The following is a 15,358-nucleotide window of genomic DNA, read 5'->3' as shown; positions in this document are numbered from 1 at the left end:
TGGCGCTCCTCCTGCCGGGCCCGGGGTTGAAAAGGGCTTAGCGTGTGCCGCCTGTCCGCGAGGTGGAGGACTGGCTGGTGCTCGAGCCTGACGTCGAACTGCCCGTACCCGTGCTGCCCGTGGTTGAACCCGTGGAAGTCCCGGAGGAGCCGCTGCCGAAATGAGCGGTGGATGTCTCGCTCGCGGACTGCGTGCGGTCCTTCACGCGCAGATTGTTTTGGACGTGCTTGACGCCCGACACCGCCTCGGCGATGTCTTCAGCCCGCCGCTTGTCCTCGCGGCTGTGGACGAAGCCAGTGAGCGTGACCTCGCTGTTCGACACCTGAACCTCGACGTCGGAGGCATCGAGCCAGCCGTCGTCAGTGAACCGGTCGTTCACGTCCTCACGGATGCGGTCATCGGACCGGGTGTAGCCCTTCGGGCCGCGTCCGCGATGTTCGTCGAATTCGCGGCGGCGGCGGGCTTCATCGTCTCCGAACCAGGATGAGACCTCATCGCTCGCTTTCTCCCAGAAGCCGCGATCACCCTGCGAGCCGCCCTGCCCGCGAGAGCCGTAGCCCGCGGCACCGTAGCCGGAGCCCCAGGAGGAGCCATAGCCGCCCGAACCGGAGCCATAGCCCCCACTCGACCCGCCATAGCCGGATCCATACCGGCCGGAGGTTCCGCCGAAGCCGCCGCCGCCATAACCGAAACCGCCGCCGGATCCGCCGCGCGAACTGCCATAGCTCGATTCGCCAACGTATGACCTTCCGCCGAAGGGCTCGTGTCCGCTTCCGAAGCCGCCCTGCTGACTGCCCCACTCACCCTGGCTGCCGCTGCGCATGCCGGATTGGCCGTAGTCCCTGTCCATGCGATAGTTTCCGCCCTGGCCCCAGCGGCCCTGTCCGCCGCCCTGCCAGCCTTCCTCGCCGTAGCGACCCATGCGGTTCCATTCGCCGCCCTGGCTGCCGCCGAAGCCGCGGCCCTGCCAGCTACCCTGGCCCCCGCCGAAACTCTCGCGGCCTTCGCTCCACCGGCCGCGTCCGCGGGACTCCTCGTCAAAGCCCTGATAGTGTTGCTGGCCACGCTCTCCCTGGCCGAAATCATCGCCACCCTGCCAGCCACCACGGCCAGTGCTGCCGCCATGCTGCTGGTCACGCTCGTCTTGCCAGTTGCGATCCCTGTTCTGAGCCATGTGTGATTCCTTTCGCTGTGGCTGAACCGTACCCACCGGGGAAAACCCGGCGGGCCGGAAGGAGGTTCCCTTATGACTCAGCGTCGGAACGGAAGCTCAGGAGCGCACTTCCACCGTCTGCTTCAGCTTGTCGATCCCGAGGATATCCAGGGCCAGCTTTTCATAGAAGGTTTCGCTGGTTCCGCGCCGGATCTTGTGCAGGAAGTACTTCTCGAAGCCGATCTTGGCGCCATGCACCCACTTGCCTGACGAAGACCAGTTGACGTTGCGCGGCGGAATCTGCGGCTGGGCCACGAAAGCCACGCCAGAGTCGCCGAAGTCGGCGAGGCAGACCGCGTTCCAGGTGGCCTGGTGGCGGGGTTCCTCTCCCCTCAGCAGCAGGCCGATGTTCTGCGCGGTCGCCGTCACCATGGATTCGATCATGAAGCCGGTCTTCGGGACGCCACAGGGAACCGGCGTTGGGCCCGTGGGCGGAATTGCCACGCAGACGCCGACCGCAAAAATATTCTGGTACTTCGGGTTCCTCTGGAACTTGTCGATAAGGGTGAAACCCCTGGGATTCGACAGGCCTTCGATGCCGCGGAGCGGGGCCACGCCGCGGAAGGCCGGCAGCATCATGGCGAAGCCGAAGGGCAGCTCGCGCGTGGCCTTGACCGCCCCGTCATCCGCCACTTCCTCGACCGTCATCTTGCCGGCTTCGGCCTTCTTGACGCGCGCGCTTGTGATCCACTTGACATGCTTCGAGCGCATCTCGCTCTCGAGCAGGCCCTTGGTGTCACCCACGCCGTCGAGGCCCAGGTGCCCGATGTAAGGCTCGGCGGTGACGAAGGTCATCGGCACACGGTCCCGGATCTTGCGCCGGCGGAGCTCGGTCTCCAGGATGAACAGGAACTCGTAGGCCGGGCCGAAGCAGGAGGCACCCTGCACCGCGCCGACGATGATGGGCCCCGGATTCCTGCAGAATTCCTCGAAAGCATCATGCGCCTTCAGCGCGTGCGAAACGTGGCAGACGGACTGGGTGGCCCCTTCCGGCCCCAGCCCCTCGATCTCGTCGAAGGCGAGTTCGGGGCCCGTGGCGTTGATGAGATAGTCGTAGGAGACGCTGCTGCCGTCCTCGAGTTCGATGCGGCTCTCGTCGGGAAACAGCTTTCTGGCCGCCACCGGGCGGAAGGCGATGCCCTTCTTCGCGAAGACGGGCGCGAGGTCGACTTCGATGTCGCCGGGCTTCCGCCAGCCGACGGCCACCCACGGGTTGGAGGGCACGAAATGATACTTCGGGTCCTTGGTGATGACCGTGAGCGTGTCGCCGGGGCGCAGCTGGTCCTTCATCTCATAGGCCATGATGGTGCCGCCCAATCCGGCACCGAGGATGACGACATGCGCCATGTTTCACTCTCCCATGTTGATTGTCTTCAGGCGGCAGGCACTGCACTCTCGTTCTTGGGCGCCCGGTACCGGAGCGCCATGTAGATGGCAGGGATCACCAGCACCGTGAGCAGCGTCGAGGACGCGAGCCCGAACAGCAGCGAGATGGCGAGGCCCTGGAAGATCGGATCGGCAAGGATCACCGCCGCGCCGATCATGGCGGCGATGGCGGTGAGCAGGATCGGCTTGAAGCGGATGGCGCCTGCCCTGAGCAGCACCTCGCGCAGGTCTGCACCGGGCTCGTTGGCATGCTTCACGAAGTCGACGAGCAGAATCGAGTTGCGCACGATGATGCCGGCAAGCGCGATGAAGCCGATCATCGATGTGGCGGTGAAGGCCGCGCCGAACAGCCAGTGGCCGAACATGATGCCGATCAGCGTCAGCGGAATGGGTGTCAGGATCACCAGCGGCAGCTTGAAGGAGCCGAACTGCGCCACGACGAGAATGTAGATGCCGAGCAGTGCCACCATGAAGGCTCCGCCCATGTCGCGGAAGGTCACCCATGTCACCTCCCACTCGCCGTCCCACAGCAGGACCGGCTTCGAATCGTCGATGGGCTGGCCATGGAGTGCGATCGTCGGCTTCTCGAGGCCGGTCCAGTCCAGGGAATCCAGAGCCTTCCCGACCTCGATCATGCCATAGACGGGGGCCTCGAATGCGCCGGCCAGTTCCGCCGTCACCATCTCCGCGGGCTTGCCGTTGTGGCGGAAGATCGGGAAGGAGGAGAGCTCGCGCTCGATGCTCACCACGTCGCCAAGCTCGACCACGCCCCTGTCGCCCGGCAGAGCATTGGCCGGTACGGGCGTCGAAAGAGCGCGTTCGTCGATGAGCTTCTGCGACTTTGGCAGCCCCAGCGTGATGGGGATGGGCTGCCTGCCGCCGCCGCGGTGCGAGTAGCCCACCGTGTTCTGGGCATAGAGGCCCTGCAGCGTATCATAGACGTCGCCCTCCTCAACCTTCTGGTATTCGAGGTTGTCCTGGTCGATGGCGATGCGGATGCGTGGCGTCTGCTGCCCGAAACTGTCGTCGATGTCGACGATGAACGGCACCTTGGCGAAGGCCTCCCGCACCTTGGCGGCGGTTGCGCGGCGTGCATCGGGATCTGGACCGTAGATTTCCGCAAGGAGCGTCGCGAGCACGGGCGGGCCCGGTGGCGGCTCCACCACCTTGATCGAGGTGCCCTCCGGCACCGTGAGGGAACCCAGGTTGCGGCGCAGCTCAAGCGCAATGTCGTGGCTTGTCCTTTCGCGCTCATCCTTGCCGGAGAGCGTGATCTGCACGTCGCCGAGCTCGGGTGAGCTGCGGATGTAATAGTGCCGCACGAGGCCATTGAAGTTGAACGGCGCGGCCTCGCCCGCGTAGGTCTGGACGGAATGCACCTCGGGAAGCTCCAGCGCCACCCGCGCCACCTCGCTCAGCACGCGGTTGGTGTCCTCGATCGAGGAACCCTCCGGCAGGTCAACCACCACCTGGAGCTCGGACTTGTTGTCGAAAGGCAGGAGCTTCACGGTAACGCTCTTGGTGTAGAACAGGGAGAGCGAACCGAGCGTGATCACGCCCACGATGACGAGGAAGATCCAGGCGCGGGCGCGGGACTTGATGATCGGCCGCGCGAAGGCGAGATAGATCCGCCCCAGAACGCCGCCGTCGGATGCGCCATGCGAGGCGTGGCTTCCGTCGCCCTGGCCGCCGCCGAACTTCATCATCAGCCAGGGCGTGACGATCACCGCTATGAAGAAGGAGAAGATCATCGCCGCGGAAGCGTTGGCGGGAATGGGGCTCATGTAGGGGCCCATCAGCCCGGAGACGAAGAGCATGGGGAGCAGTGCCGCCACCACGGTGAGCGTCGCCACGATCGTCGGGTTGCCGACTTCCGCCACCGCGTCGATTGCCGCCTCGACGCGGCTCCGACCATCCTTCATCGCCCAGTGCCGCGCGATGTTCTCGATCACCACGATGGCGTCGTCGACCAGGATGCCGATCGAAAAGATGAGCGCGAAGAGGCTGACGCGGTTCAGCGTATAGCCCATGATGCGCGCGGCGAAGAGGGTGAGAAGGATCGTCGAGGGGATGACGATCGCCACCACGATCGCCTCGCGCCAGCCGATGGAGACCGCCACCAGCAGCACGATGGATACCGTCGCGAGGCCAAGGTGGAAAAGAAGCTCGTTGGCCTTTTCGTTCGCCGTCTCGCCATAGTCGCGCGTGATCTGGACGGCGATGTCTTCGGGAATGATCTGCCCTTCGAGCTCGTGCAGGCGCTCGGTGATGCGCTCGGCGATGATGACGGCATTCGTTCCGGGCCGCTTGGCGAGCGCGAGCGAAACGGCAGGGGTGGCGACGAGTTCGCCATTCACCTTCTGCACATTGCTGGCACGCACCTCGCGGCTGTTCTGCATCAGCGACACGTCCGCCACGTCGCGCACATAGACCGGCCTTCCGTCGCGCGCGGATAGAAGGATGTTGGCGATGTCGGCAGGCGACTGCAGCGTCTGGCCGCCCATGAGCGAGATCTGGCGGCCGCCGTCGCGCAGCTGCCCCGCCTCGAAGGAGCGGTTGGCGGAAGCGATCTTGCCCGTGAGCTGCTGCAGCGTGACGCCGTAGAGGGAGAGGCGCTCCGGATCCGGCGCGATTCGGATCTCCTCGGGCTGGTTCCCGACGATGTAGGTGAGGCCGATGTCGTCGAGCTTTGCCAGCTCCACCTGAAGCTCGCGCGCGACTCGGCTCACCCCGTTCGCCGTCCAGCGCGTTGCAGCTTCGGGCTTGGGAGCGAGCGTCACCACCACGATGGCCACGTCGTCGATGCCACGCCCGACGATCAGCGGCTCGGGGATGCCGACGGGAATGCGGTTCAGGTTGGCGCGAACCTTCTCGTGCACGCGCAGCACGGCAGCGTCTGAGCTCGTACCCACCAGGAAGCGGGCGGTGACCATCACGTTGTCGTCGCGCGTCTGCGAATAGACGTGCTCGACGCCATCGATGCTCTTGATGATGGTTTCCAGCGGTTCGGTGACGAGCTTCACCGCATCTTCCGCCTTGAGGCCGTCGGCGCGAACCATGATGTCCACCATCGGCACGGAAATCTGCGGCTCTTCCTCTCGCGGCAGCGTCAGCAGCGCCACCAGGCCGACAGCGAAGGAAGCCAGCAGGATCAGCGGCGTCAGGGGCGATTGGATGAACGCCTTTGTCAGGCTGCCGGCAATCCCGAGCTTCATGGCAGCACCACGGTGTCGCCATCGGCAAGGCCGGTCAGCACCTTGAAGTAGGTCTTGCCATCCTTCTCGAAACTGTCACCCACGATGACCGGGACGTCCATCGGCCCCGTTGGCAGGGCAACCCGCACGTAGTCGACGCCGGCCCGGGTGGTGACGGCCGCGGCGGGGATGGCGATCATCCGTTCCGAACCCACCGGAATCCACACCCGGGTGCGCTCGCCCACGAAGAAGTCGCCAAGCCCCTCGACCTCGACATCGGCGAGCACGCGGCCACCCTCGATCTCCGGATAGACTTTCACGACGCGGCCGCGGCCGATCGGTGCCTTTTCCCCGAGATTGGACATCCCGCGGCTGCCGACCGTCACGTCGTCGCCCTCCTTGATGTGGGCGGCATGGCGTTCGGGAAGCGAGAGACGCAGAAAATAGCCCCCGCCCGCCACGCGCGCGATCGTCTCGCCGGCCATGACGACGGAGCCCTTGGTGACCGGAACGCTGAGCACGCGGCCCGGTGCTGGCGCGATCACCTCACCTTCGGTGCGCTGCTGGTCGAGAACGGCACGGTCGGCCTCGGCCGCGGCCATCTGGTTGGTCAGCACGTCGACCTTGGTCTGGTACGCATCAACCTGCCGCTTCGATACGACGCCGCTCTCGAGCAGTTTCTTGCCCCGCTCGAGGTCGGTCTCGGCATCCTTGAGTTCCGCACCGAGGGCCTTGAGCCGGGCGTCCACCGCCCCGAGCTGCAGGGCGAGCTTGTCGTCGACGACCACCGCCACCACGTCCCCGGCCTTGACGGCCGAGCCCTCCTCGACCGCAAGCGACACGATGGTGCCGCCGATCCGCGCCCGGGCGGGCACGATGTCGCGGCTCTCCACCCGTCCGAACACCGCCTTCAGTTCCGGCGTGTCTGCGGCCTTCACCTTGAATTCCTCCGCCAGCGCGGAGCCGCCAAGGAGAGCGAGGGCCAGGGCCGCTGCAAGCGCGCGGTGAGGTATCGTTCTGAGTGTCATTGGCATGCTAATCCTCCCGGCCCGCCTCAGTGGGCGCGCCGAATGTCGGAGCGGAACCTCAGGCTGTCAGCGGAAGGCCTCGCCGGCCCGGCAACCCAGCGCCTTGAAGATCATCGCGGCTGGGCAGAAGCCGGTGAAGGACGCCTGCAGCATGTTGAGGCCTGCGAAGGCGGTGAGCAGCAGCCACCACGGTGACACGAAATGCGCGAGCGCCACGGAAACCAGCACCATGATGCCCGCAAAGGCCAGTACGGCTCGATCGATGTTCATACGGAATTTCCCTCTTGACGTGGCCGGTCTGCCCGGCGCCCCTTGTATATTATGCTTCTCTAATATTAGTAAAGCAGAATTTTCACCGCGCGCTGGAAAAGCTGCTCGCGACCTGCGCCCTGCCCTTGCAACCTGCCATGCCGGATCGGCGGATTGACACCCCCGCCCCCTTGCGTGTCTGGTCGGCGGCGAGCAGATCCGCCTCGTCCGGGATTCCTTCATGAGCACCATTTCCTATCTCACCCGCATCGAATTCGGGGATGGCCAGATCTCCCGGCTTCAGGAGTTCCTCGATGTGCTGGGGGTGCAGCGTCCCCTCATTGCTACCGACCGCGGCCTCGTGGCGACGGGGCTGGTGGACAAGGTCCTGGGCCTCCTGAACTCGGACCCCGTGGTGTACGACGGGACTCCCGCAAACCCCACCGAAGAGGCGGTGACGGCAGCCCATTCGCTCTATCGGGAGGCTCGCTGCGACGGCATCGTCGGCCTCGGCGGAGGCTCGGCACTCGATCTCGCCAAGGGAGTGAGGCTTCTCACGGGCCATGAGGGGCCGCTCTCGCAGTATACGCTGGTAGCGGGCGGAATCTCCCGCATCCATGGGCGCATTTGCCCCATGATCGCCGTCCCGACGACCGCTGGCACAGGCTCGGAAGTGGGCCGTGCTGCCGTCATCATCACCGCGGAGGGGAGGAAACTCGGCATCGTTTCGCCCCACATGCTGCCATCGATTGCGCTCTGTGACCCGGAACTCACCTTCGGGCTGCCGTCCGGCCTCACGGCCGCAACCGGCATGGACGCGATCTCGCATTGCCTCGAAACCTTCATGGCGCCAGCCTTCAACCCGCCGGCGGACGCCATCGCCCTCGACGGGCTCGCCCGCGGCTGGGGGGCCCTGGAGAAGGCGGTCAGGGACGGGTCCGACAGAAAGGCCAGGAACGCCATGATGATGGCCGCTCTGGAGGGCGCGATGGCCTTCCAGAAGGGGTTGGGCGCAGTTCATGCCCTCACCCATCCGCTCGGCGCGATCCGGCAACTCAACCTTCACCACGGAACGCTCAACGCCGTTCTGATGCCTGCCGTCCTTCGCTTCAACCGGGCTGCGATCGGCGAGAAATGGCAGAAGCTGGAAGCCTTCTTCGGAGAAGCACCGGACAGGGCCATCGTCCGGCTCAATGACCGCATCGGCATGCCCGCCGGACTGTCGCAGATGGGCGTGACGGAAGAGATGATGCGGCACGTCGCGGAAGAGGCCATGAAAGACCATTGCCACGCCACCAACCCGCGCCCCCCAACGCCGGGCGACTACCTGGCGATTCTCGGGGAAGCAGCCTGAGAGCTAATCCGCCCGCGCGAGCAGCGGCTTGTCGATCAGCGTGTCCATGATGGTGCTCAGAACCTCGGCGCGATTCCTCGCATTCGCTTTCCGGTAAATGGCGTTGAGATGGGCTTTGACCGTGCCCTCCGCCGTGCCGCGGACACCCGCGATCTCGGAAATGCTGAGCCCCTTCACCATGAGGGCGGCGACGTCGCGCTCGCTCGCCGTAAGCTTCCACTCGTCGAAGTGGCTCTGGATGACGTCCTGCAGTGCCGCGGAAGCCATGCCAACGCTCCGCTCGAGGCTCGCTTTCCGCTGCAGAAGATGCATGAGGTAGAAGATCTCGAAGCCGATCCCCACGAAAAGCGCAATGCTGGCGAGCGCCTCGGGCACGAGATGCCAATCCATCGTCAGCATCTCGGAGTAGTCGGCCACCACATCGGCCAGGAATATCGCGGCGCAAACCGTTTGCGCCGCGATGAGCCCCACAACCAGCGTGGGCAGGCCCGTCTTCATTCACCAACCGTCAACCGTTTCACGGAATGCGCTTGTAGCCCGTAATCATGGCACGGGGAAGATTGACCTTCGTCCGGAGGCTTTCGAGGATCACGGCCAGTACATGGGCCAGGACGGAGAGTTCGACCCATGTCACCGCCGCCTCGTGCAGCTCCTCCGGCCATTCCTCGCCCCAGAAGGCGTCCGTGGTCATCAAATGCCCAGAAACGCAGATGACGAGAATTGCGGCCAGAAGATTGTAGATCATGAGGGCGCCGAGTGGCGTGTGGCCCAAATGAATGGTCTTTCGACCGCTGGCGATGTCCGCCAGCTGCTCGACCGAGGCTTTTGCGCTGGGCGGAAAGCTCGAGAAACGGGCATAATGCGGGCCCACGAACCCCCAGACGAGGCGGGCCATCACCAGGACTGCGACAGCATAGCCCACCCACTGGTGAGTTTTCGACTCGTCGTCCAGCACGAATGCGTTGGCCGTCATCAGCACGACGAGCGACCAATGAAAGACCCTCACGAACGGGTCCCAGACCTTTTTCGACGTCATCGGTTTTCTCCGGGTTCAAGAGGAGGGCGCAGCCGGTGGGACCGCGCCCGCACTGCCGATCAGTCTTTTTCAGTCTTCACGATTTCCATCTTCTCGTTCAGGAAGATCTCGAGCTTCTCGCCTTCCTTCTTGGCGTATGCCTCGAAGAGGCCGTCCTCGATCTTGACCTTTGCCACCTCGTAGCCCTGCGCGGTCAGGGTATCGCGCACCTTCTGCTCGGTCTCGGGCGTCAGGACAGCCTCGGCCAATGCGGCGGATGCGGGCAGGAGCAGCGCCATGGCGAGGGAGAGCCGGGTGATCTTGATCGTCATGTGGGAACCTCTTTGCTTGTGCGCCGGGCGGATGCACCGGTGGCCGAGCTATCGGGCGCATGGCCGGCAGACACCATTGGCGCGGGGTTTAGGAGGGCTCGCCTGAAGGCGGAGATGCACGCCCTAAACCGGGGTTTAGGGCCGCCGGAGTAAGGTTAAGGGTGCCTTTTCGGCAGGAAATGCACTTTCTGGTATGCGGCGTGCAGGGCTGGGCATCTCAAAACCGAAGAGGTCCCAGTGCTGAACCCTACGACAAGCACCCGCAATGACGCCGTCCCTCCCCCGTCCCAGTTCAGGACGGTGCCGCTCAGCGCCCCGCTGATTCTCGATCTCGACGGCACGCTCTTGCTGGGCGACATGCTGCTGGAGAGCCTGGCACTTGTCGTCCGGCGCAATCCGCTCAGTGTGATTCTCTGCATCTGGTGGCTTGTCAGCGGCGGGCGGCCATTGCTGAAGGCGAAGCTCGCCGACATCGCCTACCCGGACATCGCTTTCGTGCCGGTCAATGCCGCTGTGGCAAGCCTCGCGGAAAGGGAGCACGCAGCTGGCCGGCCCGTCGTGCTTGCCACCGCCGCCAACGAGCTCATCGCCCGCCGATTCGCTCAGCGCTTCCCCTTCATCTCCCGTGTCTTCGCCAGCGACGCCACGCGGAACCTCAAGGGCGGCCGCAAGCGCGACGTGCTAATGGAATCCTTCCCGGGCGGTTTCATCTATGCGGGCGACAGTACGGCCGATTTACCCGTCTGGAAGAGATCGGCAGCCGCCGTAACGGTCGGAGCACCCGCCTCGCTCGTCGCCGCCGTTACGCGAGCAGGCGTTCCCGTGCATCAGCTTGCCGGCCCCCAGCACGGTTGGAAAACCTTTGCACGGGCTGTCCGCCTGCAGCAGGCCGTCAAGAACGTGCTGATCTTCGCGCCCCTGCTTCTTGCCGGCCGCTACGGCGATGCCGGGGCGTGGTATCTGGCCTTTTTCGCCTTTCTCGGCTTTTCGCTGGTGGCCGCCGGCACCTATCTCGTGAACGATATTCTCGATCTCGCACATGACCGGCGACACCGCACGAAGAGCCTCCGCCCGCTCGCTTCCGGCACCCTGCCCCTTCGCACGGCCTTCCTGGCAATTCCCGTCCTGTCCTTCATCGGCGGCATGGCGGCCTTCGAAGCGGGAGGCGCTGTTCTGGCGCTGGTGGCGCTCTACGCCGCCGCCACTCTCGCCTACTCATTCTGGCTGAAGCGCATTCCCATTCTCGACACGCTGATCATCGCCGGCCTGTTCTCTCTCCGGCTGCTCACCGGCGTGGTGGCGATCGGCGCAGTGCTCTCTCCCTGGCTCTTCGTGTTTTCGACCGCGCTCTTTCTCTCGATCGCCCTCGCCAAGCGCCACACCGAGGTCGTCAAGCTCAAGGGCTCGGGCGAGCGGGCGCTGTTGGGCCGCGGCTATGGCGCGGTGGACGAGCCCCTCGTGCTGGGACTTGGCACGGGCGCGGCGCTGGCATCGATTACATTCCTCTCGCTCTATTTGATGTCGGACATGGCGCATGCATCACTCTATGCTTCTCCCGCCTTCCTGTGGATTGCGCCGGTGGCCGTGTTCCTGTGGCTCGGCCGCGTCTGGCTCCTGTCGCAGCGGGGACAGCTGAACGACGACCCGGTCGCGTTCGCCGTGAGGGACCGCCCTTCCCTCGCACTTGGCGGCACCGTGGCGGCGGCGTTTATCCTTGCTTCCACGGTGTCACTTCCGCTCCAGTGGAGCGTGACGTGATGTCTCGCACGAGCCTTTTGTTCCTCCTCTGTGGAGCGGCGGCGGCGCTGGTGAACTGGCTGGCGCGGATTCTCCTCTCCAACTGGCTGGAGTTCCGGGACGCGGTCATCCTCGCCTTCCTGATCGGCATGGCGGCAGGTTTCCTTCTCTACCGCGGCCTGGTCTGGCCCGGAAGCAGGACTCCTCTTCTGCATCAGCTCGCCGGCTTCGTCGCGGTCAATGCCGCATCCGGTGCCCTCGTCACCATCGCCGCGATCTTGCTGCTGAAACTGGCCAGCCTGGTCCTGCCTGCCTCGCCACTGGTGGAAGCAGGGGCACATGCCGCCGCGCTCGCACTGGGGGCGGTCGCGAATTTCGCCGGCCATTCCCGGGTCACATTCCGCCACGGCTGAACGGTTCAGCTGGCCTGCGTGAGACCCAGTACGGCAACGGTCGCGACGTTGAGCAGGATGCCCCACGTCACAAGAAGGCGCACCCACGGCAGGCGCTCGGGCGTGACCAGTGGCCCCGCCACGCAGAGGGCCGCAGGCAGCCAGTCGAGCGCGTAACGTTGGGTGTTGTACTGGGAAAAGCCGTTCGAGTGATAGAACAGCATCATGAGCGTGAACGAGGCCGCCATCGCCACGGCGGCGAAGGTCAGCCGCCGCGCCGGCGCAAAGAACATGAGAAGGAGCCAGGGACTGGCCGCCAGGAGCGAGCTGCCGGCGGGATCGAGGCCGGTGAGGTCAAGCCTCGCGGGATCCGCGAATTCCGCGTGGAAGCCCTGAAGGAAAGTGTAGAACAGGTTGAACGGAACGTAAGCGGCGCTCCACAGCCCATGTTCGGCCACGCGTTTGCCAAGCATCGAGTTCGTCTCGCCGCCGGCGAAGATGTAGTCGTATCCGGTGTCGAGAGGATCGCCGAAGCGCCAGTGGTTGTAGGCGAAATAAAGCAGGAGGGCGAAAGCGGGTGCAGCGCAGAGGCTCGCCGCAGCCTTCAGCCGTTCGGGGGTGATGCGAAACAGCGGTTCCTCCCGCAAGAAGATGAGGAACAGCAGCGGAAGATAGAAGACCGACATCTGCCGCGAAAGCATCGCGGCGCCAAGCGCCACGCCCGCCAGAACGAGGTTGCGCCTGATCAGCACCTGGTGCAGGGCCAGGGCGAGGCAGAAGAATGCCGTCGACTGGGCAAAGAACCACACGCCGTCGCCTCTCAGGCTCACGTAATAGAGGGGGCTTGCAAGTCCCACAGCCGCCAGAGCCCAGGCCCGGCAGGCGGAATCGAGCCCAAAGTGACGAAAGATGCCGTTCCACAGCAGCAGCGATCCTGCATAGAGCAGGGCTGAAATCGCGACGAAACCCGCCTGCCCGGTGCCGCCCGCCAGAACGAGCGGAATTGCGAGAAAGCCCGGAAAGGGCGGGAAAACGACATAGGGAAGCCCGTCGCGGAGCGCACAGTCCCCATCGAAGCAGGCGGAAGCCCAGGGCGTTTGCGTCAGCAGGCTCTCCGCCACGAGCGCGTAGGAGTTCGTTCCGCCCTCTTCCGTCCAGGCCCTGAAGATCAGCGCGGCGACGAGAAGGAGGCTGCCTCCGGCTGCGAGTAAAGTGAGAACGCGATCGCGCAACCGTCCGGCATCTTCCTCCACTGCGCGCTCCATTTCGATCGATCCCTGCAACGCTGACGCGTGGGACAATCGTGGAAAGCAGTTGAGATTTCCTTATGCCGTGATGCGCCCGAGCGCCCGCAGGCGGCGCGCCGGAACGGTGAAACGCATTTCACGCGAAGCCACAAGACTCAAAATCCCGCAGGCTTTCGCCTGCGGGAATTTGAAGATCTGGTGCTGTAAGACCAGAGCTCGAATTAGGGGGCCGGCGCGCCGCCAGACATGCCGGTGGCGATGCTGCTGAAGGTCGTGTTGAGCGAGCCGGCGAGGCTCGGCATGACGGCCAGCAGAACGCCGCCGACAGCCGCGGCGATCAGGCCGTATTCGATTGCAGTGGCGCCGCTGTCGTTGGCGAGGAAGCGAAAGAGGGTCTTCATGTCGAGTTCTCCTGTGTTTCTTTCTCTATGAGGTGCTGGACACCTGAAAACGTTTGTACATTGAAACTCTCACGATCATGCAAACTCTGGCTGCAAAATCCGAGTGAAACCGCGAAGGGTTTGGTAACCACGCTGACCCACGTTCCTGCCGTGGACGCCGCGCATGCGAATCGCTCTCGTGTCCGCAGACATTCCAGGAGCATGAGCCGGCAGTGAACGGCCTGGCGGCACAGAACCGCACCGCGTCGCAGCCTGCTCCCCAAGCCGTTGATACGTCCCACATTTCCCGCGCCAGGAGGAAGCTTCCCCTTTGCGACAAATGCTAGGCACCATTGCCTATGGTGGCGCGGTGTCGATGGTGGTGTCATCGCCCTATCGCATCGAACAGGGAGCCCGATGGCATGTCGCTTCAAGAAATCGAACGGGGCGTTGGCAGGTGGCTTCTGGACATGGCGCCTTCAGTGGGTCCGCGGCCAAGCGAGGCGCTGCAGGGCCGCGCCCGGCTCGTCTTCCCTGATGGACGCAGCATTCCGATCACGGCGGAGCTCAGGCTGTCACGCTCCTTCTTTTCCGTGGCGGGCGAGGGCCATTTCCACTCGGAAGATTGCCGGGCCTTCGAGGCGATCAACAGCGGCGAACCGTTGGAGCTTGTCTTCGAGGGAAGCACGCCGGTGTGGATCGAGGTGAAAGAGGCCCGCACGGGCGTCTCCGGTTGCCGTTGTTGTTTCGTGGTGCACTCGTGACGGCAGCCAGTCTCAAGAAGGACTTCGCGGCGGCAGGAGGCAAGACTGCAGAGGCAGACGACTTCGCTGCGCGACGGGTCGGTCTGCCCTGCAGTGCCTGCGGAGCGCTCATCCTGTTGCCTCCGGGCGGCGCCGCGATCTCCCTCCTGGAATTGCGCTGCAGCCGCTGTGGAACGAGCGACGTGTACCCGTCGAAGTGCCTGCGCCCCGTCACTTCCAAGGCCCAGGCTTCGCGCGGCACGTGAGCCGCGCAACAACTTCATTCGCGTCCGGGCACCGCCAGGGAGCGTAAGCGGAAGATGGGCCTGGCGCGCATGCGACACATCGAAAGGTAGACGAGAGCGTAGGATGCCGCCCCTCCGGCCAGTCCCAGCGGGACGGCCCCGACGAGCATCGGCCACAGCACCGGTCCCGCGATGTTCCACGCTTCGGACAGCGTTCCTGTCATCAAGGCGCTCATGGCGCCTTCCGGGCTCGCGGCGGCCGCAGTACCTGCCGCCCCACCGCCCACGAGTGCCGATCCGAGTTCGTACGTGGCAAGCCAGATCGCCGGAAAGGTCAGGGGATTGCCGACGACCGTTCCCACTGCCGAGGCCACCACATTCCCCCGCACCGCCAGCGCGATGAGGGCTGCGATGAGGAAGTGAAATCCGATGAAGGGCGTGAAGGATGCGAACGCGCCGGCGGCAAACCCGAGGGAGAGGGTGTGGCTGCTGACCCGCAGCCGCGACAGTTTCAGCATGCGGTATTCCCATGCCCGGCGAATGCCGATCCGCGGCCAGATCCAATTGAGAATTCTAGCGGCGGTGGAACTCTGCTGACGTGGACGGAACAATTCCCGGTCTCCTCGTGAATGCGAGGCAGGCTTTCGCTTTCCCCGAAAGCTTAGCCAGGCGCATCGAACGGGCCATAGGTAGTGCTGCCCATTGGAAAAACGGGCCGACGGCTGCAAGAAGATGTGGCCGATGACGCTCGTCACCGGCATTGCCCAGGTCGGGGAGGACCCGGGAAGGGCCGCGCATTCTCCTGCCTCATCCCCACGTGATGCGCGGCCCTCCATTGCCGGG

General features: G+C 64.9%; 15 protein-coding genes. 4 read left to right on the top strand and 11 right to left on the bottom strand.

Annotation, left to right across the window (positions count from 1 at the left end; translation table 11 throughout):
* Positions 1 to 37 precede the first annotated feature (37 nt).
* The 5 genes from ACK4HL_RS08015 to ACK4HL_RS07995 all read right to left on the bottom strand — a co-directional run bounded on the left by ACK4HL_RS08015 (position 38) and on the right by ACK4HL_RS07995 (position 7,091).
* Complete coding sequence (locus tag ACK4HL_RS08015; RefSeq protein ID WP_409758340.1) at positions 38 to 1,174, bottom strand: BON domain-containing protein; 1,137 nt, start codon at positions 1,172 to 1,174, stop codon at positions 38 to 40.
* Positions 1,175 to 1,270: 96 nt separating this feature from the next.
* Positions 1,271 to 2,560, bottom strand: coding sequence for an NAD(P)/FAD-dependent oxidoreductase (locus ACK4HL_RS08010; protein WP_409758337.1), 1,290 nt, complete (start codon positions 2,558 to 2,560; stop codon positions 1,271 to 1,273).
* A gap of 26 nt (positions 2,561 to 2,586) precedes the next feature.
* Positions 2,587 to 5,814 (bottom strand): efflux RND transporter permease subunit, encoded by a 3,228-nt coding sequence (locus tag ACK4HL_RS08005; RefSeq protein WP_409758334.1) that lies wholly within the window; start codon positions 5,812 to 5,814, stop codon positions 2,587 to 2,589.
* On the bottom strand, positions 5,811 to 6,827 hold the full coding sequence (locus ACK4HL_RS08000; protein WP_409758331.1) for an efflux RND transporter periplasmic adaptor subunit: 1,017 nt from the start codon (positions 6,825 to 6,827) through the stop codon (positions 5,811 to 5,813). Before ACK4HL_RS08000 ends, ACK4HL_RS08005 begins: the two co-directional genes overlap by 4 nt.
* Positions 6,828 to 6,887: 60 nt before the next feature.
* Entirely contained in the window at positions 6,888 to 7,091 is a 204-nt protein-coding gene (locus ACK4HL_RS07995) for a DUF2892 domain-containing protein (RefSeq protein WP_409758328.1), read from the bottom strand.
* Positions 7,092 to 7,311: 220 nt separating this feature from the next.
* Between ACK4HL_RS07995 and ACK4HL_RS07990 the strand changes: the two genes are divergently transcribed.
* Positions 7,312 to 8,424, top strand: coding sequence for an iron-containing alcohol dehydrogenase (locus ACK4HL_RS07990; RefSeq protein ID WP_409758325.1), 1,113 nt, complete (start codon positions 7,312 to 7,314; stop codon positions 8,422 to 8,424).
* A 3-nt stretch (positions 8,425 to 8,427) separates the two neighbouring features.
* Here the strand turns inward: ACK4HL_RS07990 and ACK4HL_RS07985 are convergent, their stop codons facing one another.
* The 3 genes from ACK4HL_RS07985 to ACK4HL_RS07975 are packed head-to-tail and all read right to left on the bottom strand — an operon-like array spanning position 8,428 to position 9,771.
* Positions 8,428 to 8,922, bottom strand: coding sequence for a helix-turn-helix transcriptional regulator (locus tag ACK4HL_RS07985; protein ID WP_409758322.1), 495 nt, complete (start codon positions 8,920 to 8,922; stop codon positions 8,428 to 8,430).
* Positions 8,923 to 8,941: 19 nt separating this feature from the next.
* Complete coding sequence (locus ACK4HL_RS07980; RefSeq protein ID WP_409758319.1) at positions 8,942 to 9,460, bottom strand: cytochrome b/b6 domain-containing protein; 519 nt, start codon at positions 9,458 to 9,460, stop codon at positions 8,942 to 8,944.
* Between the two features lie 59 nt (positions 9,461 to 9,519).
* A complete protein-coding gene (locus ACK4HL_RS07975; RefSeq protein ID WP_409758316.1) occupies positions 9,520 to 9,771 on the bottom strand; it encodes a PepSY domain-containing protein in 252 nt (83 codons plus the stop codon).
* A gap of 300 nt (positions 9,772 to 10,071) precedes the next feature.
* Here ACK4HL_RS07975 and ACK4HL_RS07970 point away from each other — a divergent pair, with 300 nt between their 5' ends.
* Both ACK4HL_RS07970 and ACK4HL_RS07965 read left to right on the top strand, forming a co-directional pair.
* Positions 10,072 to 11,529, top strand: coding sequence for a UbiA family prenyltransferase (locus ACK4HL_RS07970; RefSeq protein ID WP_409758313.1), 1,458 nt, complete (start codon positions 10,072 to 10,074; stop codon positions 11,527 to 11,529).
* Positions 11,529 to 11,921, top strand: coding sequence for a GtrA family protein (locus ACK4HL_RS07965; RefSeq protein ID WP_409758310.1), 393 nt, complete (start codon positions 11,529 to 11,531; stop codon positions 11,919 to 11,921). Before ACK4HL_RS07970 ends, ACK4HL_RS07965 begins: the two co-directional genes overlap by 1 nt.
* 5 nt (positions 11,922 to 11,926) lie before the next feature.
* Here the strand turns inward: ACK4HL_RS07965 and ACK4HL_RS07960 are convergent, their stop codons facing one another.
* A complete protein-coding gene (locus ACK4HL_RS07960; protein ID WP_409758307.1) occupies positions 11,927 to 13,165 on the bottom strand; it encodes a hypothetical protein in 1,239 nt (412 codons plus the stop codon).
* A 203-nt stretch (positions 13,166 to 13,368) separates the two neighbouring features.
* Positions 13,369 to 13,548: a Flp family type IVb pilin gene (locus ACK4HL_RS07955; protein WP_409758304.1), complete on the bottom strand. Its 180-nt coding sequence runs from the start codon at positions 13,546 to 13,548 to the stop codon at positions 13,369 to 13,371.
* Between the two features lie 401 nt (positions 13,549 to 13,949).
* Between ACK4HL_RS07955 and ACK4HL_RS07950 the strand changes: the two genes are divergently transcribed.
* Complete coding sequence (locus tag ACK4HL_RS07950; protein WP_409758301.1) at positions 13,950 to 14,291, top strand: hypothetical protein; 342 nt, start codon at positions 13,950 to 13,952, stop codon at positions 14,289 to 14,291.
* 259 nt (positions 14,292 to 14,550) lie between these two features.
* Here ACK4HL_RS07950 and ACK4HL_RS07945 read toward each other — a convergent pair whose 3' ends face one another.
* Positions 14,551 to 15,276, bottom strand: coding sequence for a DUF2062 domain-containing protein (locus tag ACK4HL_RS07945; protein ID WP_409758298.1), 726 nt, complete (start codon positions 15,274 to 15,276; stop codon positions 14,551 to 14,553).
* Between the last annotated feature and the right edge of the window lie 82 nt (positions 15,277 to 15,358).

Source organism: Aestuariivirga sp. (genome assembly GCF_046294715.1).
In the GTDB taxonomy this organism is placed as follows: domain Bacteria; phylum Pseudomonadota; class Alphaproteobacteria; order Rhizobiales; family Aestuariivirgaceae; genus Aestuariivirga.
Note: the sequence above shows the minus strand (reverse complement) of the source record. Positions and strands in the feature narration are given on the sequence as shown.